Raw genomic sequence first — 26674 nt, forward strand, 5'->3', positions numbered from 1 at the left:
GTACAAGTTTTCGAATAACTGATTGCCGAATCGGCAAACCGATCTACAATCTTGGCATGTCCATCATCCATACCCGCGTGCTGCAGGAGACTGCGGTGCGCTACTTCCTCGAAGTCGTGCGGCGCGGCTCCATCACCGAGGCCGCCAACACGCTCAATGTCGCCTCCTCGGCCATCAGCCGCCAGATTGCACGGCTGGAGGCGGAGCTGGACACGCCCCTGTTCGAGCGCGTTTCACGCGGCATGCGCCCCAATGCCGCCGGCGAATTGCTGGCCGCGCATGCCTTGCGCATGCAGCTGGAGGCCGACCGCATCGGCAATGAACTGGCGGCCCTGAAGGGGTTGCGGCGCGGCGAGGTCAAGCTGGCCACCACCGAGGGTTTTGCGCTGGAGTTCGTGCCGGCCGCCATCGAACATTTCTGCCGCCAGCACAAGGGCATACGCTTCCAGCTGACGGTGGGCAATGCGGTGCATGTGGCGCAGCAGATCCGCGAAGGCGCGGTCGATCTGGGCCTGACCTTCACCATGGCACCGGACCCCGACATCAAGGTCGAGTTTGCCCAGCGCGCGCCGATCATGGCGGTGATGCGACCGGACCACGAACTGGCCCATCGGCGCCAGGTCACGCTCTCGGAACTGGTGCCCTACCCGCTGGCCATGCCGCAGAAGAACATCACCATGCGCCGCCTGATCGATGCCTGCTGCAGCCGTCGCAACGTGCTGCTGGAACCGACCATGGCGGCCGATTCCATCAGCGCCCTGCTGTACTTCGTGATGTCGGGCAATGGCATCGGCTTCTCGGCGGCACTGCCCATCCGCAGGCTGGTGCGCGAGGGGCAACTGGTGGCACTGCCGATCCGCGACAAGGACATGAACACCCTGCAACTGGAAATCCAGTCCCTGGCCGGGCGTACCCTGCCCGATGCGGCCCGGGCCTTTCTGAACACCCTCATTGCGCGTGCCAGCACTCCGCATGCCGGCTCCTGGCCGGCCTAGGCTTCTTCCGGCTCCAGAGCACTGGCACCTTGCAGCACCAGCAGCGGCGCCAGGTGGAAGGAGCGCTCCAGGCGTGCCTGCGGGTCTTCCATGTGCTCGGCGACCACGCCCATGCAGGCCGCCACCAGGCAATGCGCCACATCGATGGGCGTCAATCCGCGCCGCAGCTCGCCCCTCTCGTAGGCGATATTGAGCACTGCCGTGAGGTGATCCAGCGCCCGCAGGCTCAGGATTTCCAGGCGCTCACCCAGTTCCTCGGGCAATTCGGGCGTGCCGCGATAACGCAACACGACTTCCATGCGCCGCCGCTGGCGGACATCACGCAGGCAATCCAGCATCTTCAGCCACAGCACCTCGCGCAGCAGGAGCAGCGGCTGGTCGCTCTGGCGATAGACCGCCAGCTCGCCACCGATGTCGAAAGGCCAGACCATGTCTTCGAAGACCGCCTTGACCAGCGCCGTCTTGTCGGGAAAGTGCCAGTACACCGCCCCGCGGGTGAAGGCTGCACTGGCGGCTACGTGTTCCAGCGTGGTGGCCCGTACGCCGCGCCGGGCGAACGCCGCCAGCGCGGCGTCGAGCAGGATGGCGCGGGTCCGGTCGGCACGCGAGGTCATGGCGCAGCGGTGGCAAGGTCGCCGGTCACCGGCGTTCCTGTGCGCTCTATCCAGCCGCCGCCCAGGGTCTTGTAGAAGGTCACCAGGTTGGTCCAGCGCGATAGCTGCGTGCCGATCAGGGTCTTCTGCGCCGAATACAGCGTGCGCTGTGAATCCAGCAGGGTCAGGTAGCTATCCACCCCGCTGTTGAAGCGCGCCTGCGAGAGCCGGTACGCCTCCCCGCTGGCCTCGACCAGTGCTTCCTGGGCCTGCAGCTGGCGGCCCAGGGTATTGCGCTGGGCCAGAGCGTCGGAGACTTCCTGGAACGCGGTCTGGATGGCTTTCTCGTATTGCGCCACGCTGATATCGCGGCTGACGGTGGCGATGTCGAGGTTGGCCTGGTTGGCGCCCCCATCGAAGATCGGCAACGAAATCTGCGGCACGAAACTCCAGGAACCTGAACCGCCCTTGAACAGCCCTGCCAGGCGCGCGCTGGCGGTGCCGGCGTCGGCAGTCAGGCCGATGCTGGGATAGAAGGCCGCGCGCGCAGCGCCGATATTGGCATTGGCCGCACGCAGGTTGCGCTCGGCTTCGACGATGTCGGCCCGCCGCTGCAACAGTTCGGAGGGCAGCCCCGGCGGGATGGTCGCGAGAGGGCTGGCGGCGGCCAGTGCCGTATCCGGCAAGCCATTGGGCAGCAGGCGTTGCGGCAGGTCCTTGCCGACCAGCAGCACCAGGGCATTACGGTCCTGATCGACCTGGGCGGTGTAGCTTTCCACGTCGACCCGCGCACTCTCCACACTGGTCTGCGCCTGGCGCAAGGTCAGCGCCGAGGCCGAGCCCAGTTCGGCACTGCGCTGCGTGAGCGCATAGCTGCTGCTCTGGCTGGCCAGCGTGTCCCTGGCCAGGCGCAGCCGGTCCTGGTCGGACGCCAGCGTCAGCCAGGCCGTGGCGACTTCGGCGATCAGGCTGATCTGGGTACTGCGTCGCGCTTCGCCGGTGGACAGGAAAGATTGCAGCGCCTGCTCCTTGAGGCTGCGTACGCGTCCGAACAGGTCCAGCTCATAGGCACTGAAACCCAGCGTGGCGGTATAGCTGCGCGCCGTCAGCGCGCGGCCGGTAGCAGAAAGATCGGCTGGCGTGCGGCTGGCCGATTCGCTGGTGGCGGCATTGATGGTCGGGAACAGCGCCGCCCGCTCCACACCATATTGCGCACGGGCCTTTTCGATATTGAGTACCGCCACGCGCAGGTCGCGGTTGTTGGCCAGGGCCAGTGCGATCACGTCTTGCAATACCGGATCGGTGAAGACATCACGCCAGCCGATATCGGCCACGGCGGTGGTGGTGGCGGTGGCTGTGGTGGCCGCGCCGGTATCACCCGAGAAGTGCGCGGCCACCGGTGCTGCCGGCCGCTGGTAGTCCGGCATCAGGGTGCAGCCGCCCAGCAGCATGGCCACCAGCAAAGGCGTCATCAGTACACGGAAAGGGCGTGCGGCGTGCGGGGTCAGGGAAGGTGTCATGTCAGTGCTCCGGAGAGATCGCGGCCTGGGCCTGCGATGCGGGGGAAGGCTTGCGAGCGAACAGCTTCATGATGATCACGAAGAACAGCGGCACGAAGAAGATCGCCAGTACCGTGCCGGAGAGCATGCCCCCGATCACGGCCGTACCCAGCGCATGCTGTGCGCCGGCACCGGCGCCACTGCCCAGCACCAGCGGCAGCACGCCCAGGATGAAGGCCATCGAGGTCATCAGGATCGGCCGCAGGCGCATGCGTACCGCTTCCAGGGTGGCCTCGACCAGGTCCCTGCCGCTCTCGTACAGGTCCTTGGCAAACTCCACGATCAGGATGGCGTTCTTGCAGGCCAGGCCGATGGTGGTCAACAGGCCGACCTGGAAATAGACATCGTTCATCTTCCAGGTCAGGATGGCGCCCAGCAGCGCGCCGAACACCCCCAGCGGCACCACCAGGATCACCGAGAACGGCACCGCCCAGCTCTCGTAGAGCGCCGCCAGCGCCAGGAACACGATCAGGATCGAGATCGCATAGAGGATGCCGGTCTTGCCACTGGAGGCCTTCTCTTGCAGCGACAGGCCGGTCCACTCGTAGCCGATGCCGGGCGGCATCTTGGCCAGTGCCGCCTCGACGATGGCCATGGCCTGGCCGCTGGAGGCTGCCCCCGGCAGGGCCATCCCCAGTATCTCCATGGATGGCACACCGTTGTAGCGTTCCAGACGCGGCGAACCGGACGTCCAGCTGGCCGTGGAGAAGGCGCTGAACGGGACCATGGTGCCGGCGCTGTTGCGTACATACCAGCGGTCGATATCCGAGGGCAGCATGCGGTATTGCGCATCGCCCTGCAGCATCACCTTCTTGACCCGGCCCTTGTCGATGAAGTCGTTGACATAGCTGCTACCCCAGGCCGTGGCGATGGTGTCATTGATGTCCGACATCGCTACGCCCAATGCACCGGCCTTGTCGGTATCGACCTGCAGGCGGAACTCGGGCGTATCCTCCAGTCCGTTGGGGCGCACCGCGACCAGTCGCTTGTCCTGCGCCAACGTAGCCAGCAACTGGTTGCGTGCCTGCATCAGCGCGGCGTGACCAAGGTTGGCCTCGTCCTTCAACATCAGGTCGAAACCGGTCGCATTACCCAGTTCGGACACCGCCGGCGGCGCGAAGGCGAACACCTTGGCGTCGCGCATGCCGGCAAACGCCGCGCCGGCCTTGGCGGCCACATCGGTCACGGACAGCCCTGGTCCCTTGCGCTCATCCCACGGCTTGAGCTTGATGAAGGCAAAGCCCATGTTCTGGCCACTACCTGCGAAGCTGAAACCGGAGACCGCAAAAACACCCGAGACCGCATCCTTCTGGTCCACCAGGAAATGCTGCTCGACCTGGCGGATGACTTCGTCGGTGCGCGCCTTGGTCGCACCGGAGGGCAATTGCAGGATGGCGAACAGCGTTCCCTGATCCTCATCGGGCAGGAAGCCCACCGGCAGCTTCATGAAGCCCGTCACGACCAGCGCCAGCAGCACGGCGTAGCCAGCCATGTAACGCCAGCCGCGCGCCAGCATGTGACGCACGATGCCCTGGTAACGATGGTTACCGCGATCGAACTGGCGGTTGAACCAGCCGAAGAAGCCGCTGGTGGCCAGCGCATGGCCTTTGGCGGCCGGCTTGAGCAAGGTCGCGCACAGGGCCGGAGTAAGCACGATGGCCACCAGCACGGACAGTGTCATGGCCGAAACGATGGTGATGGAGAACTGGCGATAGATCACGCCGGTCGAGCCACTGAAGAAGGCCATCGGCACAAACACCGCGGCCAGCACCAGGGCCACGCCCACCAGCGCACCGGTGATCTGGCCCATCGACTTGCGGGTCGCCTCCTTGGGCGGCAAGCCCTCCTCGGACATCACCCGCTCGACGTTTTCCACCACCACGATGGCATCGTCGACCAACAGACCGATGGCCAGCACCATCGCAAACATGGTCAGGGTGTTGATGGTGAAACCGAACGCGGCCAGCACACCGAAGGTCCCCAGCAGCACCACCGGCACGGCGATGGTGGGGATCAGCGTGGCACGCAAATTCTGCAGGAACAGGTACATCACCAAGAACACCAGCACCACGGCTTCGATCAGGGTGCGCACCACTTCCTCGATGGAGATACGCACGAAGGGTGTGGTGTCATAGGGCTTCTGCACCTTCATCCCGGCAGGGAAGAATTTTTCCAGCTGGGCCACCCGGGCGTCGATGGCCTTGACCGTATCGAGCGCATTGGCGCCGGTGGCCAGCTTGATGGCCAGGCCGGCCGCCGGCTTGCCGTTGTAACGCCCCACCGAGGTATAGCTCTCGCTCCCGAGTTCGATGCGGGCCACGTCACGCAACTTGACCCGGGCGCCGTCGGTGAGGGTGCGCAGCACGATGTTCTGGAACTGCTCGGCCGTACGCAGGCGGGTCTGGGCGGTGATGGTGGCGTTGATCTGCTGGTTCTCGGCAGCCGGCAGACCGCCCAGCTGGCCAGAGGACACCTGCACGTTCTGCGCCTGGATGGCATTCTTCACATCCAGCGGGGTGAGCCCGTAGCTGTTGAGCTTGTTGGGATCGAGCCAGATCCGCATCGCATACTGTGAGCCGAACAAGGTGGTGTCCCCCACGCCGTCGACCCGGCTGAGGGCATCCTGGATGTTGGCCGCTACATAGTCCGACAGGTCCGAGCCGCTCATGCTGCCGTCTTCGGAGGTGAAGGCCAGCACATTGAGGAAATTGGTGGCGGACTTGGTCACCGTGATGCCCTGCTGCTGCACTTCGGAGGGCAGCAGAGGCGTGGCCAGCGACAGCTTGTTCTGTACCTGCACCTGGGCGGTGTCCGGGTTGGTGCCGTTCTCGAAGGTCAGCGTGATGGTAACGGTGCCGGAAGACTCGCTGGTGGAAGCCATGTAGCTCAGACGATCCAGACCCTTCATCTTCTGTTCGATGATCTGGGTCACGGTGTCTTCCAACGTCTTGGCCGAGGCACCGGGATAGTTGGCCGTAATGGCGATGGCAGGAGGCGCGATGGCCGGGTACTGCGCAATCGGCAGGGTCAGCACCGAGACGGCGCCGGCCAGCATGACGATGATGGCGAGTACCCAGGCGAAGATGGGGCGGTCAATGAAGAAGCGAGCCATGATGTGTCCTCGCTTCTCAGTTGGAGGCGGTGGTGCTGGCCACGGCGGTCTTGGGCGACCACGGCACCACCTTCACCTTGGCACCGGGGGTGGCCCGCTGCACGCCATCGACCACCAGTTGATCGCCTTCCTTGAGGCCGCTGCTGACCAGCCATTGGTCCCCGATGGCGCGGTCGGTCACCAGTGCTCGCAGCTCCACCACGCCCTGGGCATTGACCACCAGCGCCTGCGGCTTGCCGGCACCGTCGCGACTGACCGCCTGCTGCGGCACCAGCAGGCCCTGCTGGCGTACCCCCTCCTGCAACACCGCACGCACATACATGCCTGGCAGCAGGACCGTGCCCGGGTTGGGGAACACCGCGCGCAAGGTGATGGCGCCAGTGTCCTGGTTGACGGTCACATCCGAGAATTGCAGCGTCCCTTCCTGGGCGTAGGTACGGCCGTTTTCCAGAATCAGGCGTACCTTGGCGCCATTGCCGGACTTCTGCAGCTCGCCGTTGGTCAGGGCTTCCTTCAGGTTCAACCAGGCGGTACTGGACTGGGTGACATCGACATAGATGGGATCAAGCTGCTGGATGGTGGTCAGCGCCGTGGTCTGGCTGGCCGTCACCAGCGCCCCCGCCGTCACGCTGGACTTGCCGATGCGGCCCGAGATCGGGGCATCGACCTTGGCATAGTCCAGATTGATGCGGCTGGTCTGCACGTTGGCGCGCGCCGAACCGACATCGGCCTCGGCTTCGCCCAGCGAAGCCACCGCGTCATCGTAATCCTGCTGACTGACCGCCTTGATGGCCACCAGCTCCTTGTAGCGACTGGCCTTCAGACGCGCCGTACGGACCGAGGCCTCGGCCTTGGCCAGCGCGGCCACGCTGCTGTCATAGGCGGCCTGGTAGCTGGCCGGATTGATCTGGTACAAGACCTGGCCTGACTTGACGTCGCTGCCCTCCCGGAAATTGCGCACCTTGATGATGCCATTGACCTGCGGCCGCACGTCGGCGATCTGGTAGGGCGAGGTACGCCCCGGCAGCTCGGTCTGCAACTCCACCGGCTGGGCATGTACGGTCATCACACCCAGCACCGGCGTGCCGGCGGCTGGCGGTGCACCGCCTGGCGGCTTGCCGCAGGCACTGAGCACACTGATGATCGCCAGCACGGTGAAGGGTTTTACGATGGGGGAAGTGCGCATGAGGAACTCTCCGAAAGGGAAGAATGATTTATAACCATACCGAACTGTACGGTATTATTGGTTGACACCATTCGGCGAGTCAAGCAATACTGAACACATCTGTACGAAAAACAGATGTCACCGAAATTACAACGGGGGAATTTGCAAATGCGGGTAAAGACGGAGGAAAAGCGCGACGCCATCCTGGCGGCGGCGGCTGACGTATTCAAGGAATCGGGCTTTGAAGGCGCCTCGATGGCCGAGATCTCGGCGCGCATCGGCGGCTCCAAGGGCACCCTGTATGCCTATTTCAAATCGAAGGAAGATCTCTTCGTGGCAGTGACGCACGCCGTCGCGAAGAAGCAGATAGAACCGGCGCTGGAGACGCTGGACCAGGAAACGGAAGACCTGGAGGCCACTTTGCGCGTGTTTGGAGAAAAGGCGGTCAGTTTCCTGTGCCAGGAGAGCACCTTGCAGACGCAGCGCATGATCCTGGCCGAAGCCGGTCGCAGCGACATTGGTCGGCGCTTCCATGAAGACGGCCCGAAGCTGGGCATGCAGCGCATTGCGGCCTTCATGCAGAAACAGATGGCGGCCGGCCGCCTGAAGCAGGCCGACCCCATGCTGGCGACGCTGCAGCTATGCGCCCTGCTGGATTGCGAGACGGTCAGGCCGATGATGCTGGGGCTGGAGACGTCCATCTCGAAGCCCCGCATCAAACGCATGGTCGGGCGGGCGGTAGAGACCTTCCTGGCCGCCTACGCGGTGTCGTGAGGAAGCAGGATCACGATCAGGTCACCTGATAAGCCGCCTTCAACATCTTGCGCACGATAGCCTCGAAGAAGATCACCGCAAAGCCGTCATTGCGGATCAGTTGCTGGGTCAGGTCGGCGCACTTCTGGCGCACGTCGTCCGGTAACTGCTGGTCTTCGCCGCTCATGGCACGGCCGGCCACCTGGATTTCGGCGGCGCGCTGTACCGTCCACAGCAGGAAGAAGGCGCGTTCGATATCGCTCTCGCACACTGCCACGCCGTGGTTGCGCAGGACCAGGATGTGCTTCTGGCCCAGGCTTTGCAGCATGCGCTCCTTCTCTTCCGCGAAGAGCGTGATGCCTTCGAACTCGTGATAACCGATGCGGCCGAACAATTGCGCGCCGTAGAAGTCGTTGTGCTCAAAGGCACTCTTCTTCATGGTCACCGCCGAGATCGGCGTGGTATGCGTGTGGATCACGCAGCGCAGGTCGTCGCGCGCACCGTGGATGGCGCTGTGCAGGGCGAAGCCGGCCGGATTGGCCTTGTAGTCGGAAGGCTCTGCCAGTTGCCCGTCCAGGCCGACCTTCAACAGGTTGGCCGGGGTGACTTCGTTGTAGTTCAGGGCGAAGGGATTGACCAGGTAGTGATGCTCCGGCCCCGGTACCCGCACCGAGATGTGGTTGAAGATCATCTCGGTCCAGCCCAGGTAATCGACCAGGCGATAGCAGTGGGCCAGCTGGATGCGCAGCGCCCATTCCTGGTCGCTGCAGTGGGCCGGCTTATCTGCGCCGTAGCTGTATTGCATGATATTCATTGATGGAACTCCTTGATCGAAAACGACGTTCTCTGAAAATAGCGAGGACCGTTCGGACTGAGTAGGTCCGCAGGACCGTATCGAAGGCGCGGCCATCGTCAATGCGTCAGTGCGTCTTCGATACGCCGCTGCGTGGCTACTCAGTCCGAACGGTAGCCGGGGAATTCCCGCTCACGCTGAAGCATCTTCGATACGCCGCTGCGCGGCTACTCGGCCCGGACGGTAGCCGGGGATTCCCGCTCACGCTGCCTTGGCGGTAGGCAGCGGGTTGTTGTCTTGCTGCGCCCTCTGCTGCCGCGCCGCCTCACCCCGGAACCGCGCCAGCGACACGATGGCGCTGGTGATCGGCATGGGGATGGCGAAACGCTCGGCCATCTCCAGCACAGCATCGCCGATGGCCGCCAGTTCCAGTGGTCGGCCGCGTTCCAGGTCCTGCAGCATGGAAGTGCGGAAGGCGCCCATGGCTTCGCCCAGTTGCAGGAAGGTGAGCGGATCTATATCCACCCGCGCTCCGTAACTGGAGGCCACCAGCAGCGTCTCGCGCATGATCTGGCTGACCACCTCGCGTAGCTCCGGCAGGCCATACAACTGCTCCAGCGTGCCTTGTGTGATGACCGACAGCGGATTGGTACTGATGTTGGCGATGATCTTGGTCCACAGCTTGTCGCGGATACGGTCGGTGGCGCGGGCCTCAATGCCGGCTGCCTCGACGGCCGCCCTTACCCGCAGCAGGCGCTCGCTCATCTCGCCGGAGGGCTCGCCCAATACCATCAGGTGGGGGTTCACCGAACGGATCACGCCCGGGCTCTCCACCTCGGCCGTGATGAAGAGCACGCTGCCGATCAGTTGCGCCAGTGGCACGGCGCGGGACAGCGCCCCATCCGGATCGACCGCCTTGACGGTCTCGCCATCGAAGCGCCCGCCCTCGCGGTGGAAATACCACCACGGCACGCCATTGTTGGTAGGGATCACCACCGTCTCGCTGCCGACCAGCGGCGCGATCTGCGGCAACAGGGCTGACATGTCCTGACTCTTGGCGCACAAAAAGATCACGTCCTGGATACCGAAGGACGGCCGGTCATCGGCCGCCGGACGGGCGTGCGCAGTGCCATGCAGGTCATGCAGGGTCAGGCCACCCTCGCGGATGGCCTGCAGCGTCTGGCCACGCGCCAGCACGCTGACCTGGTGGCCGCCCGCCGACAGGCGCACCGCCAGGGTGCCGCCGATGGCGCCGGCACCGGCGATGCAGATGCGCAGCGGCGCGGGGGAAGTGGAAACGGGGGTGTCTGCAGGGTCGTTACTCATGGCATGGGCTCAACAAGAATTTTCAACCGGCCAGCTTGTCCTGGTGCTTTCCGGACAAGCCCAGGTAAGCCTCGATCACGCGGCGGTCATGGGCCAGCTGGCTGGCCGGGCCGTGCATGCGGATTTCGCCGTTTTCCAGCACGTAGCCATAGTCGGCCACCTGCAAGGCAGCGCGGGCGTTCTGCTCCACCAGCAGGATGGAAACGCCGCGCCGGCGCAGTTCGGCGATGATGCGGAAGATCTCGCGCACGATCAGTGGCGCCAGTCCCAGGCTGGGTTCATCCAGCATCAGCAGGCGCGGCTTGGCCATCAGAGCGCGGCCCACCGCCAGCATCTGGCGTTCGCCACCGGAGAGCGTGCCGGCGTGCTGGGTGCGCCGTTCACGCAACCGGGGGAAGAGCGTGTAGACCTCTTCCAGCGTGGCCGCGTGGTCGCGCTGCCCCGTGCGGTAGCGCTGGAAGGCGCCCAGCATGAGGTTGTCCTCGATGTTCATCTCGGCGAAGAGTTCACGCTTCTCTGGTACCAGGGTCATGCCGGCAGCGACCATGTCTTCCACTTCCGGGGAATGGCGGATCACGCCATCGAAGGCCATCGCCCCGCGCGAGGGCAGCACGCCCATGATGGCCGAGAGCAGTGTGGTCTTGCCGGCGCCATTGGGGCCGATGACGGTGACGATCTTGCCCTGCTCCACCGACAGGTCGATGCCGGTCAGGACCTGCACCCGCCCGTAGGCGGCCGACAGGTCGCGGACTTCCAATACCTTATTGCCCATGGTGTGCTCCTGCCGCCAGCGCGGTGTCGGGAATCGCTTCTTCATCGGCCGCGCCCAGATAGGCTTCCAGCACCGCGGGGTTGTTCTGGATCTCTTCGGGCAGGCCTTCGGCGATCTTCTGGCCGAAGTCCATCACTACGATGCGGTCCACCAGTTCCATGACGAAGTCCATGTCGTGTTCCACCAGCAGGATGGCCATGCCCTCGCTGCGCAGCTTGCGCAACAGGTCACCCAGGGCCTGCTTCTCGCCCAGACGCAGGCCGGCAGCCGGTTCATCCAGCAGCAACAGGCAAGGGTCGGCCGCCAGGGCACGGGCGATTTCGAGGATGCGTTGCTGGCCCAGCGAGAGCGAGCCGGCCTGCTCATACATCTGCGCCTTCAGGCCGACGCGTTCGATCTGGCGCGCGGCTTCGGCCAGGATGCGCGCTTCTTCCTGGCGGTCCAGGCGCAGCATCGAGGCGAGCACGCCGCGCTGGCCGCGCAGGTAGGCACCGATGGCCACGTTCTCCAGCACCGTCATGCGCGACATCAGTCGTACGTGCTGGAAGCTGCGGCTCATGCCCAGCCCGGCGATGTGGCGCGAGCCACGGCCGGTCACTTCATGGCCACGGAACTGCACGCTGCCCGAGGTCGGCGTATCCACCCCGGACACCTGGTTGAACAAAGTCGACTTGCCGGCGCCATTGGGGCCGATCAGGGCCAGCACTTCACCGGCCATGACCTTCAGGCTCATGTCGTTGTTGGCCACCAGTCCACCGAACTTGCGGGTGACGTTGCGCACGTCCAGCACCACCTCGTGAGCAGCCGGCATGGCGCGACGCGGCAGCGCCTCGGCCTGGGGATCGATCTGCAGGCGGCGGGTACGCACCGGCACCAGGCGCGCCAGGTAAGGCCAGACGCCATCACGCGAGCGCTGCAGCAGCACCACGATCAGGAGGCCGAAGACGATGGTCTCGAAGTTGCCCGAGCGACCCAGCAGCACCGGCAGGATGCCCTGCAGCCATTCCTTGAGGACTACGATCAGGGCCGAACCCAGCACCGCGCCCCACACATGGCTGGCACCACCGAGTACGGCCATGAACAGGTAGTCGATGCCGAAGCCCAGGCCGAACGGCGACGGGTTCACGAAGCGCTGCATGTGCACGTACAGCCAGCCCGAGAGTGCTGCCAGCACCGCCGCGATGACGAACACCACAATGCGCATGCGGGCCGTATTGATGCCCATGGCTTCGGCCATGACGATGCCGCCCTTGAGGGCACGGATGGCGCGACCTTCACGCGAATCCAGCAGATTGTTCAGGGCCGCCACGCCCAGCAGCACGGCCACCCAGATCAGCCCGAACATGGCGCGGTCCGAGGCCAGCGGTACACCGAACAGGGCGATGGAGGGGATGCCGGACATGCCGGTCTGCCCACCCATGCTCTCCAGCGTGCCGAAGATGAAATACAGGCTGATACCCCAGGCGATGGTACCCAGCGGCAGGTAGTGGCCGGACAGCTTGAGCGTGACGCTGCCCACCGCCAGCGCCAGCAGCGCCGTCAGGACCAGGGCCACCACCAGCGCCACCCAGGGCGATTGCATCCACAGCAGCGCATCGGGCAGCGGCAGCACCTTGGCCGACAACGCAGCCGAAATATAGGCACCCAGGCCGACAAAGGCGGCCTGGCCGAAGCTGGTCAGGCCGGCCACGCCGGTCAGCAGCACCAGTCCCAGCACGACCAGCGAGGCCAGACCGATGTTGTTGAGCAGGGTCATGTAGAACGGTGGCAGTACGAACGGCGCCACTGCCATCAGGACCACGAAGATCGCCAATGCGCCCCTGGAAGAGAGGCGGGAGGAAGTCGCTTTCATTCTTCTTCCTCCACATGACGGGTGGAGAGGGAACGCCATAACAGGATGGGGATGATCAGCACGAAGACGATAATTTCCTTGTAGGCGCTGGCCCAGAAGGTGGAGAAGGATTCGATCAGGCCGATGGCCAGCGCGCCCACTGCGGCGACCGGATAGCTGACCAGTCCGCCGATGATGGAACCGACGAAGCCCTTGAGGCTGATCAGGAAACCGGAGTCATAGTAGATCGTGGTGATGGGCGCGATCAGCACGCCCGACATCACCCCGATCAAGGAGGCCAGCAGGAACATGGCCTTGCCGGCAAAGACCGGCGAGATGCCCATGAGTCGTGCACCCATGCGATTGAGGGCGGCGGCGCGCAGGGCCTTGCCATACAGGGTGCGTTCGAACATCAGGAACAGGCCCACGATCAGCAGCAGCGACACGCAGATCACCCACAGCGCCTGGCTGGAGAAACGGAAGCTGCCGACCTCCAGCGCGGCCTCGGTGAAGGGCGCGGTGCGCGCGCCCTCGGGGCCGAACACCAGCAGCGCCACGCCCACCAGCGCCACGTGCACGGCGATGGAGACGATCAGCAATACCAGCGGCGAGGCGCTGGCAATGGGCTGGAAGGCCATGCGGTACATCAGCGGCCCCATCGGTACCAGCAGCAGCAGGGTCATCAGGACCTGTACCAGCATGGGCATGGTGGTGAAGTTGACCGACAGCGCCACGCCGGCCACCACGGCCGCATAGACCAGCTTGGCCGGCAGCCACAGGCTGGGGCGGCGACGGCTGCTGCGCCACATGTCGTACAGATCGAAGACACAGGCGCCCAGGCACATGGCCACCAGCAGCCAGGCCACCGTCAGCGGTTGGCCGTTCTGCATCATGCCCATGGTGAGCGCACCAAAGGAGACGAATTCGCCCTGCGGTATCAGCAGGATGCGGGTGACGGTGAAGACCAGGACGATGGACAGCGCCAGCAGCGCATAGATGGCGCCGTTGGTGATGCCGTCCTGTCCCAGGAGCGCCACGATTTGGAGATTCATTGCGACTTCCTTGTGGAGCCGGCGCGCTGCGATCCAGCCAGCAACGACGCGCCAGGTTCGGGATACGTGTGGAGGTGGAGAACTCCGCCAGCCGCACTGACAAAGCTCAGTGCACCTGGCGAAATGAGTACATCTTTTTCTTTGAAACCATTTGCTGATCCATCTCACCACCGTTCGGACTGAGTAGGCCCTTTGAGGGCCGTATCGAAGGCGTGCCGACGGCGATGCCGACAGTCCCTGCCCCTGTCCCCTGCCCCCCCCGGCAGGCGGGCCTTCGATACGCGGCGTTGCCGCTACTCAGGACGAACGGTCAGGTGATGCGCAAAAACCTTCAGGGCCGTCTCCTATTTCAACAGGGTCCAGTTGCCGCCCTTGACGGTGATCAGCTCGCGGCCGCGTTCGTCGAAGCCGCTATGGTCGGCCGGGCTCATGTTGTAGACGCCCTGGGTGCCCACCACTTCCTTGGTGTTTTCCAGTGCATCACGCAGGGCGGCGCGGAATTCCTTGCTGCCCGGCTTGGCCTTCTTGGCGGCGACGGGGATGGCTTTTTCCAGCAGCAGGCCGGCGTCATAGACGTTGGCACCGAAGGTGGCGGGCACCGTGTTGTACATCTTCTTGTAGGCCTCGATGTACTCGGTGGCGACCTTCTTGGACGGGTTGCTGTCGGCGATCTCCGGCAGCACCAGCATCAGGCTGGCGGCGAGGATGGTGCCTTCCACCTTGTTCTTGCCCAGTTGCAGGAAGGCCGGCAGCGCCGCGCCGTGGGTCTGGTACAGCTTGCCCTTGTAGCCCTGGTCGAACAGCGTGGTCTGCGGCAGCACGGTGGCGGCGCCCGGGGCGGCCACCAGCACGGCATCCGGATTGGCGGCGATGATCTTCAGGGTCTGCGCGGTCACCGAGGTGTCGGTGCGCTGGTAGCGCTCGTTGGCGACGATCTTGATGCCATTCTTGCCGGCCAGTTCGGTGAAGACCTTGGCCCAGTTCTCGCCGAAGGGATCGTTGACGGCGATGAAGCCGGCGGTCTTGACCTTGGTCTTGACCATCTGGTCCACCAGGGCCTTGGCGATCAGGTCATCGTTCTGGGTGGTCTTGAAGACCCACTTCTTCGGTTCGGTCATCGGCAGCACCACGGCGGCCGTGCCGACCGGCGCCAGCATCGGTACCCCGGCTTCGGCGACAAACGAGATCACGCCCATGGCATTGGGCGAACCGCTGGGGCCGATGATGGCATCGACGTTGTATTCGGAAATGAGCTTCTTGATTTCGGTGACCGACTTGGTCGGATCACTGGCGTCGTCCAGCGAGATGTACTCGACCTTGAGGTCGCCGATCTTGGTGGGCAGCAGCGGCACCGTGTTCTTCTGCGGAATACCCACCAGCGAGACCGGCCCGGTGGAGGAGGTCACGACCCCGATCTTGACCTGTGCGAAAGCGGGATTGCCGGCGAGGCTGGCGATGGTACCGAAGGCGGCCAGCGCGGCCGTGGCAATCAAGCGTTTGTGCAGCATGTGTTTCTCCCTTGGTGGTTGAGATGATGGCGGGCTTCCCCACTCCGCCATCGATCTGAGGACAGCAATGTGACATCAAAGCAGGGGCGACGTCTGTCAACGCATGTACAGACCGCCGTTGATATCGAGGCAGGCACCGGTGGCCGATCCTGCTTCGGGCGAGGCCAGCAGCAGCACCGCATCGGCAATGAAATCCGGTTCGCCCAGGCTCTTGACCGGGATGGTGGCGATGGTCGCAGCCAGTTTGTCGGCCGGGACGATTTCACGCACGATGGGCAGGTCCAGCGGACCGGGCGAGATGGCGTTCACCGTCACGCCGGCCCCGGCCAGCTCACGTGCAAACACCTTGGTCAGCGTGAGCACGGCGCCCTTGGCGGCCGCATAGTGCGCGCCGGTGGCGGTGCCGCCGTTCTGCCCGGCCAGCGAGGCGATGTTGATGATGCGACCGTAGCCACGCTCGGCGAAGCGCTTGCCGAACACCTGGCATGCAAGAAATGTGCCCTTCATGTTGATGGCGGTGACCTCGTCCCACTCCTCGGGAGTGATCTCCATCAGTGCCGCCACGCGCGAGCGGCCGGCATTGTTGACCAGCACCGCCGCGCCGCCCCAGCGCAATTCGATGGCGTCGCAGGCAGCGATGAAGTCGGGCTTGCGCCGCACGTCCAGCGCCAGCGGCATGGCCGTGGCGCCGCTGGCGTCCAGGCTGGCGGCCACGGCCGAGACGTGCTCCAGGTCGATATCCGACAGCGCCACCTTGTAGCCGGCGGCGTGCATCTTGCGGGCGATGCTTTCACCGAGGCCGCGCGCGGCACCGGTGACCAGGGCAATCTTCTTGTCCATGCTCAGGCGCCCTGGATGATCAGTGCACGGCCCACGCGGGCTTCGATCTTGCCGTACTTCCAGAGGCGATGTTCACCCACCATGGTGGTGCGGAACAGGTTGCAGGCGGCCACCACCGTATCCAGGTCGGCCACGTCGGCCATGATGTAGAAGGTCCAGGGAGCGTCGTCGGACTTGCCGACCATGAGGCGGTCGTCATCCATGGTGCCCAGGACCTTGATGCCGTCCATGGTGGCCAGCGCGGTCATCATCTGGCCATAGGCTTGCCAGACCGGACCGGTATCGGTGGCGGGCAGGTCGAAGAAGTTCTGCGTCACGCCGACGCAGAAGAGGACGCGCAGTGGTTCTTTATCATTGCTTGGGATTTGGCTCATGGAGGCTCCGGGCTGAAAACTTGGCGATCAAAAAATGGCGTATGCGTATGCAACAGGGGCAAGGGTGGGCTTCACAGGAAACCCGGCATCGGCGGCACGCCCAGCGTGACCGCACCGGCACCGTCATAGATGCCCTCGCCCAGGAAGGCGTGCTGCTTCACCACGGCAGCGTCGCGCAGGTAACGCTGCAAGGGATGGTTGCTGTAGATGGCGGTGGTCCCTGCCAGACCGAACATGGCTTGCACCACCTCGTTGCCGACCTTGGCGATCTCTACTGCGGTCAGGCGCAGCAGGCTCACCTGTTCGGGCGTGACGGGGTTGCCGGCGAGGATGGATTCCCACACCTCGCTGGTGGCGTCATACAGGAAGGCGCGTGCCGAACGCAGCCTGGCTTCGGCCTTGGCCACCTCGATGCGCACATAGGAACGGTCGGCCAGCTTAGGCGCGCCGGTGATGGCCACGCGGCCACCGGACATCTGGTTGATCTCGTCGATGGCGGCACGGCCCACGCCGAGGTTGACCACTGCCAACACCTGCGCGGCATAGGCGATGGTGGGATAGCGGTACAGCGGCTCATCGATGGTGGGCACGCCGCCACGGATGAAGGTCCACTCTTCCGGCACGAATTGCTGGCTGACCTTGAGGTCGTGGCTGCCGGTGCCGAGCAGGCCCATGACGTCCCAGTTGTCGACGATCTCGACCTGGTCCGGCGGCAGCACCGCGGTGCGCGGCTTGGAGCCGGCCTGGCCGGGGACGGCCGCGCCGATACCCACGCCCAGCATGTCGGCACCCTTGCTGCCGCTGGCGAACTTCCAGGTGCCGTTGACCATCCAGCCGCCTTCGACCTGGGTCGCCGGCTGGATCGGGAACAGGCCACCGGCAAAGGTCAGGTCGGGGCTGTTGGCGTAGAGCTTGGCCTGGGTGTCCTTGGGCAGGGCCGCCAGATAGACCGAGGCCGAGCCGAAGCTGGCGACCCAGCCGACCGAGCCATCAGCTTCGGAAATACGTTCCACCAACTGCAGGAAGGCCATCGGCGACATGCCGCTGCCACCGAAGCATTGCGGGGTGGCGGCGCGATAGACACCGACCTTCTTCAACTGCGCGATGAAATCCTTGGGCACGAAACGCTGGGCCGCGAACTCATCGCGGCGTGCGCGGATCTCCGCCAGCAGCGGCGTGAGCGCATCTTCTTCACGGGCCGCCAGCGCGGCCGGGTTTTCCATCACGGACATTGCATTCTCCAGGTGGCTTGCATCAGAATGAAGTCGAGTGTAGGGAGCGGCGTTTCCCGGTTCAATCGGGACCGCTGCAGCTTTTTTAGGGGATGAGGAGAAGGCCGCTAAAGAAAACCCCTAGAGATCAGCCCCGATGATTAGCGAGAGAACGATGCCAGACCACCCTGCTCCCATGCCACAGGACGGCGCACAGAACGCCGCACAGGACGACGCCATCCGCTTCGGCCTGGATGACTTCCGTCGCATGATGGATGCGCTGCCCATGTGCATCATCCTGCACGACGCCCAGACCAAGTCCATCCTCTGGGCCAATCCCTCGGCCTGCAAGGTGCTGGGGTTCACGCTGGAAGAGCTGCTGCCGCTGAAGGCGCCCGACATGAGCCGCCAGTCGCACGAGTATCGCCGCGAGATCGGCCGCAAGTGGCTGCACGATGCCGTGCTCCACGGCAGCAACATGGTCGAGTGGTGCTATCGCGCCAAGAACGGTGACGAGATCATGTCGGAGGCCATCGCCACCCTGGTGCCGCTGAACGAGCGTGACGTGATCATGGTGCAGTTCCGCGATATCGCCCGCGAGGAACAGATACGGCGCGAGATGAAGAAGCTGGAGAGCCGTCTCAAGGAATTCATGCAGGATTCCGACGAGGGCGTGGCGGTGCTGCGCGCCGATGGCGGCATCGAATACCTGAGCGATGCCGGGCGCAAGCTGCTGGGGGTGCGACCGGGCCAGAACCCGCCCAAGAATTTTGTCGAGCAGTGCCTGCCGGACTCACGCGATGAACTGCTGGAACTGCTAACCCTGGCGCTGCCGGACGCGATCAGCTTCCCGTTGCGCTACCAGGTGGTGCGCAAGGATGGGCTGGTGCGCTGGCACCATGCGGTATGCCGCTATATCGAGATCGAGAACGACCTCAAGGGCCATCTGCTGCACTTCCGCGACATTACCGAGCAGGTCGAGGCCGAGGAGGCCCGGCGGCGTGACCAGGCCGCCCTGGAATACCTGGCCCGCCACAATGCCATGGGCGAGATGGCCACCGCGATTGCCCACGAACTGTCGCAGCCGCTGGCGGCGATCCGCAACTTCCTCGAAGGTTCGGTACTGCGCCTGCAGCAGAACGAGGCCCTGCGCCCGCATGCAGGGCAGATCGTCTGGGGCCTGGAGAGCGCCGGCCGCCAGGTCGATCATGCCGCCACCATCATCAAGAGCGTGCGCGAATACGTAGTGCGGCTGGAACAGAGCGAAGCCCTGATCGACCTCAACGCGGTGCTGGAGGAAGTGCGCTGGTTCATCGAGATGAAGGCCGCCGAGGGCAAGGTGCATCTGCAATTTGCGCCCTGCGAGGAGCCGCTGATGGCCAGCTGCGAAAAGGTCCTGATCGGCCAGGTGGTCCTGAACCTGGCCTTCAATGCCATCGAAGAAATGGTCGAGTTTCCGGAAGGTGCCAGGCATGTGCGCATCAGTACCCGGCGCAGCGCCGGCAATGCGCTGCTGACGGTGGCCGACGAAGGGCGTGGCATCGATGCCGGCCATCGGGAGCGACTGTTCGACGGCTTCTTCTCCTCCAAGGTCAGCGGCAATGGCATCGGCCTGGCGCTGTGCAAGAACATCATCGCCCGCCATCGCGGTGATATCTGGGCGCAGCCCGGGGAAGTCGACGGCGAAGTGCGCGGGACGCGCTTCTGTTTCACGCTTCCGTTGGCCGAACACCACAACTAAAGATTCCTTTATGCCCTTCCCTCGACGCGCCGCATTGGTGATCGGGCGCACTCGCATGGGGAGGTCATGCATGAATCGGCCATGAAAGCGGTATTTCATGCACCGGATTCGAGAGTACACCGCTTATCGGAGCCATGCATGAATCGGGCTTATTCCATCTATCCGGCGCATCAATTTGATCTCGCGCAAAAGCGCTTCCTATGATGGGGGCACATGACGAAATGTCATGCACTCCACCGGTCCTCGTTCAGGGACGAGACCGCGACATCACACAGCAACACCACAGGGAGCCTTGTCACATGAAGAAGAAACTACTGGTCGCCGCCATGCTAGCGGCCGGCACGGGGATGGCGCATGCGCAGAGCAGCGTCTCCATCTACGGCCTGATCGATCTGGGTCTGACCTATTACTCCAACGCGGTCAAGACCGGCGGCGGTGGCGCTTCGCTGCTGCGCATGGATAGCGGCATCGCCCAGGGCAGCCGCATCGGCTTCAAGGGGACCGAAGACCTGGGTGGTGGCCTCAACGCCTTCTTCACCCTGGAAACCGGCTTCGGCGCCGATGACGGCAGCCTGGGCCAGGGCGGCCTGCTGTTCGGTCGCCAGTCCTTCGTCGGCCTGGGCAGCAAGGACTGGGGCTCGGTCAGCGTGGGTCGCCAATACGACTTCATGGCCAACCTCGGTGGCCAGTACGCCATGGGCGCACTGTCGCCGGCCGGTTCCTTCGGCTGGGGCCTGCACGCCGATGCGGCGCACGGCACGGCATTGAACAACCACATCTATGCCGGTGACCGCACCAACAACTCGATCAAGTACAACAGCGCCAAGTTCAGCGGCTTCAGCTTCGGTGCCATGTACGGCTTCGGCGAAGTGGCTGGCGACAATACCGCCAACCGCACCCTGAGCGCCACCGGCCAGTACGACAACGGTCCCTTCAGCAGCGCCCTGGCCTACACCGACATCAAGAACGCCACCGGCACCGCCTCGACCCGCATGTACGGTCTCGGCGCGCGCTACCAGATCGGCGCCTTTACGCCCTTCGGCGTGATCACCCAGGTCAAGAACACCGGCACCAATGCCAAGGCCACCACCTATGAACTGGGTACGGTCTATGCATTGACGGCGCTGTGGGACCTGGCGGCTGCCTACCAGTTCCAGAGCCGCAACCAGGGCGTGGGCAATGCCCAGGCGCTGGTGGCCACGGTCGACTACAAGATCTCCAAGCGTACCGACCTGTACCTGGGTGCCGTGTATGACCGCGACAAGGGCTACAACGCCTATCCGGTCTTCGGCGGCGGCATCCAGTCCTCGACCGGCAACCAGACCGGCGTGCGACTGGGCATGCGTCATCGCTTCTGAGTCACGCCACGCGATTGATGGCTTGAGGAAGGGAGGGCCGCTGCCGACATCCGGCGGTCCTCCCGCACGCAGGAGAGAACGGCCCGTCGCTCTGGCGGGCCTTCTGCATTACGGCGTTATGCCGAGGTATCCGAGGTATCGGCAGCTTCAGCTGCTGCGGCCGTAGCTCTGCAGCATGTCGATGACGATCTGGCGCAGCCAGCCGTTGCCGGCATCGGCGTCGAAGGCCTGGTGCCAGTGCAGGGTGATGTCCACGGTGGGCAGCTTCACCGGCAGTTCGTAGGAAAGGAAGACGTCCGGATGTTCGCTATGGAACAGCTTGGCGATGCGCGCCGGAACGGTGGCCACCAGATCGGATTTGCCGAGGATGCGCGGCAGCACCGTGAAGTGCGGAATGGACAGGTTGATCTTGCGCTGCACGCCCAGGGTGCGGAAGGAATTCTCGACCTGGTGATGGCTGCTTTCGGCTGACTCCACCAGCACGTGCGAAAGCGCCAGGAATTCGTCCAGCTCCAGATGATCGCGTGCGGGCAGCCCTTCACGCCGACGCATCATGCAGACATAGGTTTCGCGGAACAGCAGTTCATGGCAGGTCACCGCCTTCAGGGCCGGCAGGTTGCCGAAGGCGAAGTCGAGCTGACCGGTACGCAGTGCCTCTTCCAGATGGGCCGGCGGCACCTGCTCCACCTGCAGCCGGGTATGCGGCGCCTGGGCCGTCAACAGTTCGCACAGTTGCGGCAGGAACATCATCTCGGCGACGTCAGTCATGGAGGCGCGAAACACCCGGGTGCTGGCGGCGGGGTCGAAGCGCTCGGTATAACGCAGCGCATCCTGCACCGCCTGCAGGGCGCGATTGATGGGCTTGGACAGTTCCACCGCGGCCGGAGTGGGTTGCATGCCCTCCTTGGTGCGGATGAACAGCGGGTCATCGAAGATCTGCCGCAGCCGTCCCAGCGCATAGCTCACGGCCGGCTGCGACAGGTGCAGGCGATTGCCGGCCAGGGTCAGGCTGCGCTCATCGGCGATGGCCTGGAAGACCCGCAGCAGGTTCAGGTCCATGTTGTTGAAGGTAGCCATGGCAGTCTCCGGTGTAGCCCGTGAGGGCAGAAAAACGCGAATGAACGTGCAGTGGCAGGCGACCGACAAATATCCATGCCACTTATGTGAAAAATATTTTACATCAATTTGATCTATTTTAAGGCGACTTTTAAAATGCATCGCATCAGCCAAGGAAACCGCCTGCATCCAGCGCCCGACGACCATCGTCAGCCTGCACGGCACCATTTGAATGGATGCACCATGACACCTCAGCCAGCCGCTTTCCAGCCCGCTTCTCAGCCCGCTTCTCAGCCCGCATGCCAGCCCCTGCGCAAGCGCACCGGCAATGCCGCCCTGGCGGTCCTGCAGCAGCAGGCCGCCATTGCCTGCCTGGGAGCGGCGGGATGAGCGAGCGCACCGTACCCGGCACCGGCCACGCCCTGCTCTCGCGCTTTCATCTGGGCGGCAGCGGCCCCACGGTCGCCATCAAGGATTGCATCGACATCGCCGGCCAGCCCACCTGTGGCGGCAGCGCCGCCCTGGCCGATGCGCCGCCAGCCACGCGCCACGCCGAGGTCGTGCAGCGACTGCTGGACGACGGCTGGCAGATCACCGCCCGCGCCAACATGCACGAACTGGCCTATGGCATGACCGGCATCAATGACTGGAACGGCACCGCGGTCAATCCGCAGGATGCGACCCGCATGACCGGTGGCTCTTCCAGCGGTTCGGCCTCGGCGGTCGGCGCCGGCCTGGTGGACCTGTCCATCGGCAGCGACACCGGTGGCTCGATCCGCCTGCCCGCTGCCTGCTGCGGCGTGACCGGTTTCAAACCCAGCTTCGGCCGCGTCAGCCGCACCGGCGCCTATCCCGCCCACAGCACCCTGGATTGCGTGGGACCATTTGCCCGCAGCATGGACCTGATCATCAGCGCCATGGCCAGCATCGCCCCCGGCTTCGACCGCAACGCAGCGCAGGCGCCGGCCGCCGATGCCCGCGTGAGACTGGTGACGGTACAGGCCGATGCCGACATCGTCGCCGCCGTGCAGGCGGCCTTTGCCGCCAGCGGCTGGCGCGGCACGCCCTGGACCTCGCAGCATATGCAGGCCGCCTTCGAGGCCGGCATGACCCTCATCAACCGCGAGACCCACGCCGCCTTCGGTCATCTGCTGGGCCGCGGCAAGCTGGGGGCGGACATCGAGAAACGCCTGTCGGCCGCCGCCACCACCAGCGATGCCGCAGTGGCCCATGCCGAAGAAGTGCGCGCCGCCTTCAGCGCCGAGGTCGACGCCGCCCTGGCCGATGCCGACGCCCTGCTGCTGCCCACCCTGCCGGCCCTGCCACCGACGCTGGAGGCCATTGCGCAAGGCGCCTCGGTGCTGACGCTGTCCTCGCTGGTGCGCCCGTTCAACCTGTCCGGCCATCCGGCACTGACGATTCCCGTCCCGATTGCCGGCAGCCCGCTCAAGGCCGGCCTGCAACTGGTCGGCCGCAAGGGCGAGGACGAACGCATCTGCGCCCTGGGCCTGCACCTGGAACAGGTACTGCGACGACACGTCACCCCATGAACACACCATGAGCAGCAAGACCCGCGCCCGCGACGATCAACACCGACAACGACTGCAAGCAAGCCACTGGAGAACGCAATGAACGCACCACTACGCTTCCACCCGCGCAAGACCGAGTCATCCCATGCCGATCTGGTACAGGATGCGATGGTCGATCCGGCGCTCTATACCGACCCCGCCATCTTCGAAGCCGAGATGGACAAGATCTTCTACAAGACCTGGATCTGGGTCGGCCATGAAAGCGAGATCAAGAACCCGGGCGACTTCAAGACCGCACAGATCGGCCGCCAGCCGGTGATCGTGGTGCGCGACAAGACCGGCAAGATCAACGTGCTGGAAAACCGCTGCCGCCATCGCGGCGCCACCGTCTGCGAAAAGCACAAGGGCAATGCCACTGGCTTCACCTGCCCCTATCACAGCTGGTCCTATGCCCTGGACGGCAAGCTGCGCGGCCTGCCCTATCCGGAAGGCTATGAAGACGTCATCGAAAAGGCCGACCTGCCGCTGCAGAGCCTGCGCGTGGACAGCTACAACGGCATGATCTTCGCCTCCTTCAACCAGGAAGTGGAACCGCTGTCGGACTTCCTGGGCCACGCCAAGAAGTGGATCGACCTGTTCATGAAGCAGGGCGCCGGCTTCCCCATCAAGGTGCAGGGCGAGCACAAGTTCAGCTTCAAGGGCAACTGGAAGATCCAGCTGGAAAACACCACCGACGGCTATCACTTCCCGGTGGTGCACAAGACCTTCCTGTCCTCGGTGGATGAAGAGACTTCCGAGATGCTCTCCTTCATGACCGACGACCAGTCCATCACCCGCTCGCTGGGCAATGGCCACAGCGTCATGATCATGGTGCCGGAACACGTGGACCTGGATGTCGACGATGGCAGCGAACAGCTGCAGGAGCGCTTCGCCCATGTCGTCGAGGAACTGTCCGGGACCATGCCGCCGGAACAGGTGCGCCGCATCGTGCGTTCGCTGCACGGCGCCGGCTTCAACCTGAACCTGTTCCCCAATGTGGCGATGTCGATGTCCTTCTTCCGCGTGCTGCATCCGGTGTCGGTGGGCGAGACCCAGATCCGCCACGTCGCCCTGGGCATGGACGGCGGCCCCGAGATTGCCAACCGCGAACGCCTGCGCATCCACGAACACTTCCAGGGACCGTTCGGCTTCGGCAGCCCCGACGACGCCGAAGCCTGGGAGCGCGTGCAGAGCGGCTCGTACGCCGGTCGCAATGCACCTATCCTGGTCAACCGTGGCCTGAACCGCGAATGGGTGGACGACAACGGCGACAAGGTGTCGCACTCGACCGATGAAACCGGCATGCGCGAAGCCTATGCCATGTGGAAAAAGATGATGGAGAAGTGATCAACATGAGCCAACAAGACAACCTGCAAGGCATCCCCGCGCAAATGGCCCGGGCCATCGCCTTCATCTGGAAAGAGGCCGAACTGCTGGACCGCAAGGACTACGCCACCTGGGAGACCCTGTGGACCGACGACGGCTACTACGTGGTGCCGATCGACCAGGAGACCACCGATTTCGCGGCCACGCTGAACTACGCCTACGACAATGCCCACATGCGCAAGATCCGCATCGAGCGCCTGACCTCGGGCCACGCGATGTCGGCGGTGGATGCGGCCGCCACCGTGCGCACGGTGTCGCGCTTTGTACCGGTGCACCTGTCGGACGAGCTGGTGGAAATCACCTCGGCGCAGGTGCTGGTGGGCTACAAGCGCCAGCAGCACACCATGTTCGTGGCCAATGTCACGCACCGGCTGCGCTTCACGCCCCAGGGACCGAAGATCGAGCAGAAGGTGATCCGCCTGATCAACTCGATGGACAGCCTGAACGCCCTGGGCTTCCTGCTGTAAGTCCGGGTAGGCATCGCATATCGCATATTGCACATCGTCTCCAGGTAACCGAGTATTGGCACTGAAACATGAAACTGATCGTTGACCGTCTCACCGATGAAACCGGTGATATCCGTTCCTTCCGCCTGGTGCGTGCCGATGGCGCCCCGCTGCCGTCCTACGAGCCGGGGGCCCACATCGACATCACTGGGCCGACCGGGATCATGCGCCAATACTCGCTGTGCGGCCCCCTGGAAGACCAGTGCGGCTACACCATCGCCGTCAAGCGCGAGCCGGCATCACGTGGGGGTTCGGCCGCCCTGCACGATGCCGTGCAAGTGGGCATGGAACTGGAAGTGGGTACGCCGCGCAACCTCTTCGCGCTGGACGCCGGCGCCCCCGAACACCTGCTCTTCGGCGCCGGCATCGGTGTCACCCCCCTGCTGGCGATGGCCTATCGCCTGTGGGCAGAACAGAAGCCCTTCACCCTGCACTACTTCGTGCGCGCCCGTGAGCATGCGGCCTTCGCCGAGCTGCTGGAGACAGCACCCTTTGCGACACGCGTACGCTTCCACTACGCGGTCATGCCGGCGCAGATGGAGCACTACCTCAAGGCCTGCCTGGACGCCGGCAGCCCGCAAGCCCACGTCTATACCTGCGGCCCGGCACCCTTCATGGACGCGGTGGTCAAGTGCGCCGCCGCCAGCCGCAGCGACGACGCGATCCACCTGGAGCACTTCCAGGCGGTAGCCGCGCCTGCATCCGGCACCGCTTCGGCTGGCGGTGGCGATGGCGCCTTCGAGGTGAAGCTGGCCAGCTCGGGCAAGGTGGTGCAGATTCCGGTGGGCATCCCCATCGTCGACATCCTGGCGCGCGAAGGTATCAGCATCGATACCTCCTGCCGCGAAGGCATCTGCGGAACCTGCGTGGTGCCGCTGCTGGAGGGAGAACCGGATCACCGTGACAATTGCCTCTCCAAGAAGGAGAAGGCGGCTAATGACCAGATCTGTACCTGCGTCTCACGCGCCAAATCGGGAATGTTGGTGCTCGACCTTTGAGACGGGGCTAGGGCTGTGAACAGGCCCTAACACCACCTCCACCCGTTCGGACTGAGTAGCGGCAGCGCCGCGTATCGAAGACGCAGAGGTAGCCGCGCCTTCGATACGCCGCTGCGCGGCTACTCAGTCCGAACGGTTTTCTTATGGTTCCCAGAAAAACGAATGCCGAAGAGAAGG

22 protein-coding genes are annotated in these 26674 nt (G+C 64.5%); 8 read left to right on the top strand and 14 right to left on the bottom strand.

Annotation, left to right across the window (positions count from 1 at the left end):
• Nucleotides 1-56 precede the first annotated feature (56 nt).
• Nucleotides 57-995 carry a LysR family transcriptional regulator gene (locus HFRIS_RS10130; RefSeq protein WP_006463230.1) on the top strand — a complete coding sequence of 313 codons (939 nt, stop codon included), beginning with the start codon at nt 57-59 and terminating at the stop codon, nt 993-995.
• Here HFRIS_RS10130 and HFRIS_RS10135 read toward each other — a convergent pair.
• The 4 genes from HFRIS_RS10135 to HFRIS_RS10150 are packed head-to-tail and all read right to left on the bottom strand — an operon-like array spanning nt 992 to nt 7445.
• The gene (locus HFRIS_RS10135; RefSeq protein WP_006463231.1) at nt 992-1609 is read right to left on the bottom strand and encodes a TetR/AcrR family transcriptional regulator; all 618 of its coding nucleotides are present in this window, start codon (nt 1607-1609) and stop codon (nt 992-994) included. The genes HFRIS_RS10130 and HFRIS_RS10135 overlap by 4 nt on opposite strands.
• Nucleotides 1606-3108: an AdeC/AdeK/OprM family multidrug efflux complex outer membrane factor gene (gene adeC / locus HFRIS_RS10140; RefSeq protein ID WP_006463232.1), complete on the bottom strand. Its 1503-nt coding sequence runs from the start codon at nt 3106-3108 to the stop codon at nt 1606-1608. Before adeC ends, HFRIS_RS10135 begins: the two co-directional genes overlap by 4 nt.
• A 1-nt stretch (nt 3109) precedes the next feature.
• Complete coding sequence (locus tag HFRIS_RS10145) at nt 3110-6259, bottom strand: efflux RND transporter permease subunit (RefSeq protein WP_006463233.1); 3150 nt, start codon at nt 6257-6259, stop codon at nt 3110-3112.
• A 16-nt stretch (nt 6260-6275) separates the two neighbouring features.
• Complete coding sequence (locus tag HFRIS_RS10150; RefSeq protein WP_006463234.1) at nt 6276-7445, bottom strand: efflux RND transporter periplasmic adaptor subunit; 1170 nt, start codon at nt 7443-7445, stop codon at nt 6276-6278.
• Nucleotides 7446-7592: 147 nt separating this feature from the next.
• On the opposite strand from HFRIS_RS10150, the gene HFRIS_RS10155 reads away from it, so the two are divergent.
• Nucleotides 7593-8198 (top strand): TetR/AcrR family transcriptional regulator, encoded by a 606-nt coding sequence (locus HFRIS_RS10155; RefSeq protein WP_006463235.1) that lies wholly within the window; start codon nt 7593-7595, stop codon nt 8196-8198.
• 16 nt (nt 8199-8214) lie between these two features.
• Here HFRIS_RS10155 and HFRIS_RS10160 read toward each other — a convergent pair whose 3' ends face one another.
• The 9 genes from HFRIS_RS10160 to HFRIS_RS10200 form a co-directional block, all read right to left on the bottom strand.
• Nucleotides 8215-8991 (bottom strand): class II aldolase/adducin family protein, encoded by a 777-nt coding sequence (locus HFRIS_RS10160; RefSeq protein ID WP_006463236.1) that lies wholly within the window; start codon nt 8989-8991, stop codon nt 8215-8217.
• A gap of 240 nt (nt 8992-9231) precedes the next feature.
• Complete coding sequence (locus tag HFRIS_RS10165) at nt 9232-10296, bottom strand: ketopantoate reductase family protein (RefSeq protein ID WP_006463237.1); 1065 nt, start codon at nt 10294-10296, stop codon at nt 9232-9234.
• A 22-nt stretch (nt 10297-10318) separates the two neighbouring features.
• On the bottom strand, nt 10319-11068 hold the full coding sequence (locus HFRIS_RS10170) for an ABC transporter ATP-binding protein (protein ID WP_006463238.1): 750 nt from the start codon (nt 11066-11068) through the stop codon (nt 10319-10321).
• Nucleotides 11058-12920: a branched-chain amino acid ABC transporter ATP-binding protein/permease gene (locus HFRIS_RS10175; protein ID WP_081626842.1), complete on the bottom strand. Its 1863-nt coding sequence runs from the start codon at nt 12918-12920 to the stop codon at nt 11058-11060. The genes HFRIS_RS10170 and HFRIS_RS10175 overlap by 11 nt, the downstream gene beginning before the upstream one ends.
• A complete protein-coding gene (locus HFRIS_RS10180; protein WP_006463240.1) occupies nt 12917-13951 on the bottom strand; it encodes a branched-chain amino acid ABC transporter permease in 1035 nt (344 codons plus the stop codon). Before HFRIS_RS10180 ends, HFRIS_RS10175 begins: the two co-directional genes overlap by 4 nt.
• A gap of 344 nt (nt 13952-14295) precedes the next feature.
• Nucleotides 14296-15459, bottom strand: a complete 1164-nt coding sequence (locus HFRIS_RS10185; protein WP_006463241.1) for an ABC transporter substrate-binding protein — start codon at nt 15457-15459, stop codon at nt 14296-14298.
• Nucleotides 15460-15555: 96 nt separating this feature from the next.
• Nucleotides 15556-16299 (bottom strand): SDR family NAD(P)-dependent oxidoreductase, encoded by a 744-nt coding sequence (locus HFRIS_RS10190; protein WP_006463242.1) that lies wholly within the window; start codon nt 16297-16299, stop codon nt 15556-15558.
• A 2-nt stretch (nt 16300-16301) separates the two neighbouring features.
• The gene (locus HFRIS_RS10195; protein ID WP_006463243.1) at nt 16302-16673 is read right to left on the bottom strand and encodes a hypothetical protein; all 372 of its coding nucleotides are present in this window, start codon (nt 16671-16673) and stop codon (nt 16302-16304) included.
• A 71-nt stretch (nt 16674-16744) separates the two neighbouring features.
• On the bottom strand, nt 16745-17905 hold the full coding sequence (locus tag HFRIS_RS10200; RefSeq protein WP_006463244.1) for an acyl-CoA dehydrogenase family protein: 1161 nt from the start codon (nt 17903-17905) through the stop codon (nt 16745-16747).
• A 175-nt stretch (nt 17906-18080) separates the two neighbouring features.
• Here HFRIS_RS10200 and HFRIS_RS10205 point away from each other — a divergent pair, with 175 nt between their 5' ends.
• Entirely contained in the window at nt 18081-19625 is a 1545-nt protein-coding gene (locus tag HFRIS_RS10205) for a PAS domain-containing sensor histidine kinase (protein WP_006463245.1), read from the top strand.
• A 299-nt stretch (nt 19626-19924) separates the two neighbouring features.
• Nucleotides 19925-20983, top strand: coding sequence for a porin (locus HFRIS_RS10210; protein ID WP_006463246.1), 1059 nt, complete (start codon nt 19925-19927; stop codon nt 20981-20983).
• A gap of 147 nt (nt 20984-21130) precedes the next feature.
• On the opposite strand, the gene HFRIS_RS10215 is transcribed toward HFRIS_RS10210, so the two are convergent.
• Nucleotides 21131-22060 (bottom strand): LysR family transcriptional regulator, encoded by a 930-nt coding sequence (locus HFRIS_RS10215; RefSeq protein ID WP_006463247.1) that lies wholly within the window; start codon nt 22058-22060, stop codon nt 21131-21133.
• A 365-nt stretch (nt 22061-22425) separates the two neighbouring features.
• Between HFRIS_RS10215 and HFRIS_RS10220 the strand changes: the two genes are divergently transcribed.
• The 4 genes from HFRIS_RS10220 (at nt 22426) to HFRIS_RS10235 (ending at nt 26497) form a co-directional block, all read left to right on the top strand.
• Complete coding sequence (locus HFRIS_RS10220) at nt 22426-23589, top strand: amidase family protein (RefSeq protein WP_006463248.1); 1164 nt, start codon at nt 22426-22428, stop codon at nt 23587-23589.
• Between the two features lie 78 nt (nt 23590-23667).
• A complete protein-coding gene (locus HFRIS_RS10225) occupies nt 23668-24954 on the top strand; it encodes an aromatic ring-hydroxylating oxygenase subunit alpha (protein ID WP_006463249.1) in 1287 nt (428 codons plus the stop codon).
• A 5-nt stretch (nt 24955-24959) separates the two neighbouring features.
• Nucleotides 24960-25460 carry an aromatic-ring-hydroxylating dioxygenase subunit beta gene (locus tag HFRIS_RS10230; RefSeq protein ID WP_039875235.1) on the top strand — a complete coding sequence of 167 codons (501 nt, stop codon included), beginning with the start codon at nt 24960-24962 and terminating at the stop codon, nt 25458-25460.
• 68 nt (nt 25461-25528) lie between these two features.
• Nucleotides 25529-26497: a PDR/VanB family oxidoreductase gene (locus HFRIS_RS10235; RefSeq protein WP_006463251.1), complete on the top strand. Its 969-nt coding sequence runs from the start codon at nt 25529-25531 to the stop codon at nt 26495-26497.
• Nucleotides 26498-26674 lie beyond the last annotated feature (177 nt).

The organism is Herbaspirillum frisingense GSF30 (assembly GCF_000300975.2).
GTDB classification, from domain to species: domain Bacteria; phylum Pseudomonadota; class Gammaproteobacteria; order Burkholderiales; family Burkholderiaceae_D; genus Herbaspirillum; species Herbaspirillum frisingense.

Bases quoted from the DNA above. Each gene is read 5' to 3' on its own strand.
- HFRIS_RS10180 (WP_006463240.1), bottom strand. From the start codon at position 13,951: ATGAATCTCCAAATCGTGGCGCTCCTGGGACAGGACGGCATCACCAAC.
- HFRIS_RS10225 (WP_006463249.1), top strand. From the start codon at position 23,668: ATGAACGCACCACTACGCTTCCACCCGCGCAAGACCGAGTCATCCCAT.
- HFRIS_RS10155 (WP_006463235.1), top strand. From the start codon at position 7,593: ATGCGGGTAAAGACGGAGGAAAAGCGCGACGCCATCCTGGCGGCGGCG.
- HFRIS_RS10135 (WP_006463231.1), bottom strand. From the start codon at position 1,609: ATGACCTCGCGTGCCGACCGGACCCGCGCCATCCTGCTCGACGCCGCG.
- HFRIS_RS10145 (WP_006463233.1), bottom strand. From the start codon at position 6,259: ATGGCTCGCTTCTTCATTGACCGCCCCATCTTCGCCTGGGTACTCGCC.
- adeC (WP_006463232.1), bottom strand. From the start codon at position 3,108: ATGACACCTTCCCTGACCCCGCACGCCGCACGCCCTTTCCGTGTACTG.
- HFRIS_RS10175 (WP_081626842.1), bottom strand. From the start codon at position 12,920: ATGAAAGCGACTTCCTCCCGCCTCTCTTCCAGGGGCGCATTGGCGATC.
- HFRIS_RS10210 (WP_006463246.1), top strand. From the start codon at position 19,925: ATGAAGAAGAAACTACTGGTCGCCGCCATGCTAGCGGCCGGCACGGGG.
- HFRIS_RS10185 (WP_006463241.1), bottom strand. From the start codon at position 15,459: ATGCTGCACAAACGCTTGATTGCCACGGCCGCGCTGGCCGCCTTCGGT.
- HFRIS_RS10235 (WP_006463251.1), top strand. From the start codon at position 25,529: ATGAAACTGATCGTTGACCGTCTCACCGATGAAACCGGTGATATCCGT.
- HFRIS_RS10215 (WP_006463247.1), bottom strand. From the start codon at position 22,060: ATGGCTACCTTCAACAACATGGACCTGAACCTGCTGCGGGTCTTCCAG.
- HFRIS_RS10160 (WP_006463236.1), bottom strand. From the start codon at position 8,991: ATGAATATCATGCAATACAGCTACGGCGCAGATAAGCCGGCCCACTGC.
- HFRIS_RS10195 (WP_006463243.1), bottom strand. From the start codon at position 16,673: ATGAGCCAAATCCCAAGCAATGATAAAGAACCACTGCGCGTCCTCTTC.
- HFRIS_RS10190 (WP_006463242.1), bottom strand. From the start codon at position 16,299: ATGGACAAGAAGATTGCCCTGGTCACCGGTGCCGCGCGCGGCCTCGGT.
- HFRIS_RS10220 (WP_006463248.1), top strand. From the start codon at position 22,426: ATGAGCGAGCGCACCGTACCCGGCACCGGCCACGCCCTGCTCTCGCGC.
- HFRIS_RS10150 (WP_006463234.1), bottom strand. From the start codon at position 7,445: ATGCGCACTTCCCCCATCGTAAAACCCTTCACCGTGCTGGCGATCATC.
- HFRIS_RS10200 (WP_006463244.1), bottom strand. From the start codon at position 17,905: ATGTCCGTGATGGAAAACCCGGCCGCGCTGGCGGCCCGTGAAGAAGAT.
- HFRIS_RS10130 (WP_006463230.1), top strand. From the start codon at position 57: ATGTCCATCATCCATACCCGCGTGCTGCAGGAGACTGCGGTGCGCTAC.
- HFRIS_RS10165 (WP_006463237.1), bottom strand. From the start codon at position 10,296: ATGAGTAACGACCCTGCAGACACCCCCGTTTCCACTTCCCCCGCGCCG.
- HFRIS_RS10205 (WP_006463245.1), top strand. From the start codon at position 18,081: ATGCCACAGGACGGCGCACAGAACGCCGCACAGGACGACGCCATCCGC.
- HFRIS_RS10230 (WP_039875235.1), top strand. From the start codon at position 24,960: ATGAGCCAACAAGACAACCTGCAAGGCATCCCCGCGCAAATGGCCCGG.
- HFRIS_RS10170 (WP_006463238.1), bottom strand. From the start codon at position 11,068: ATGGGCAATAAGGTATTGGAAGTCCGCGACCTGTCGGCCGCCTACGGG.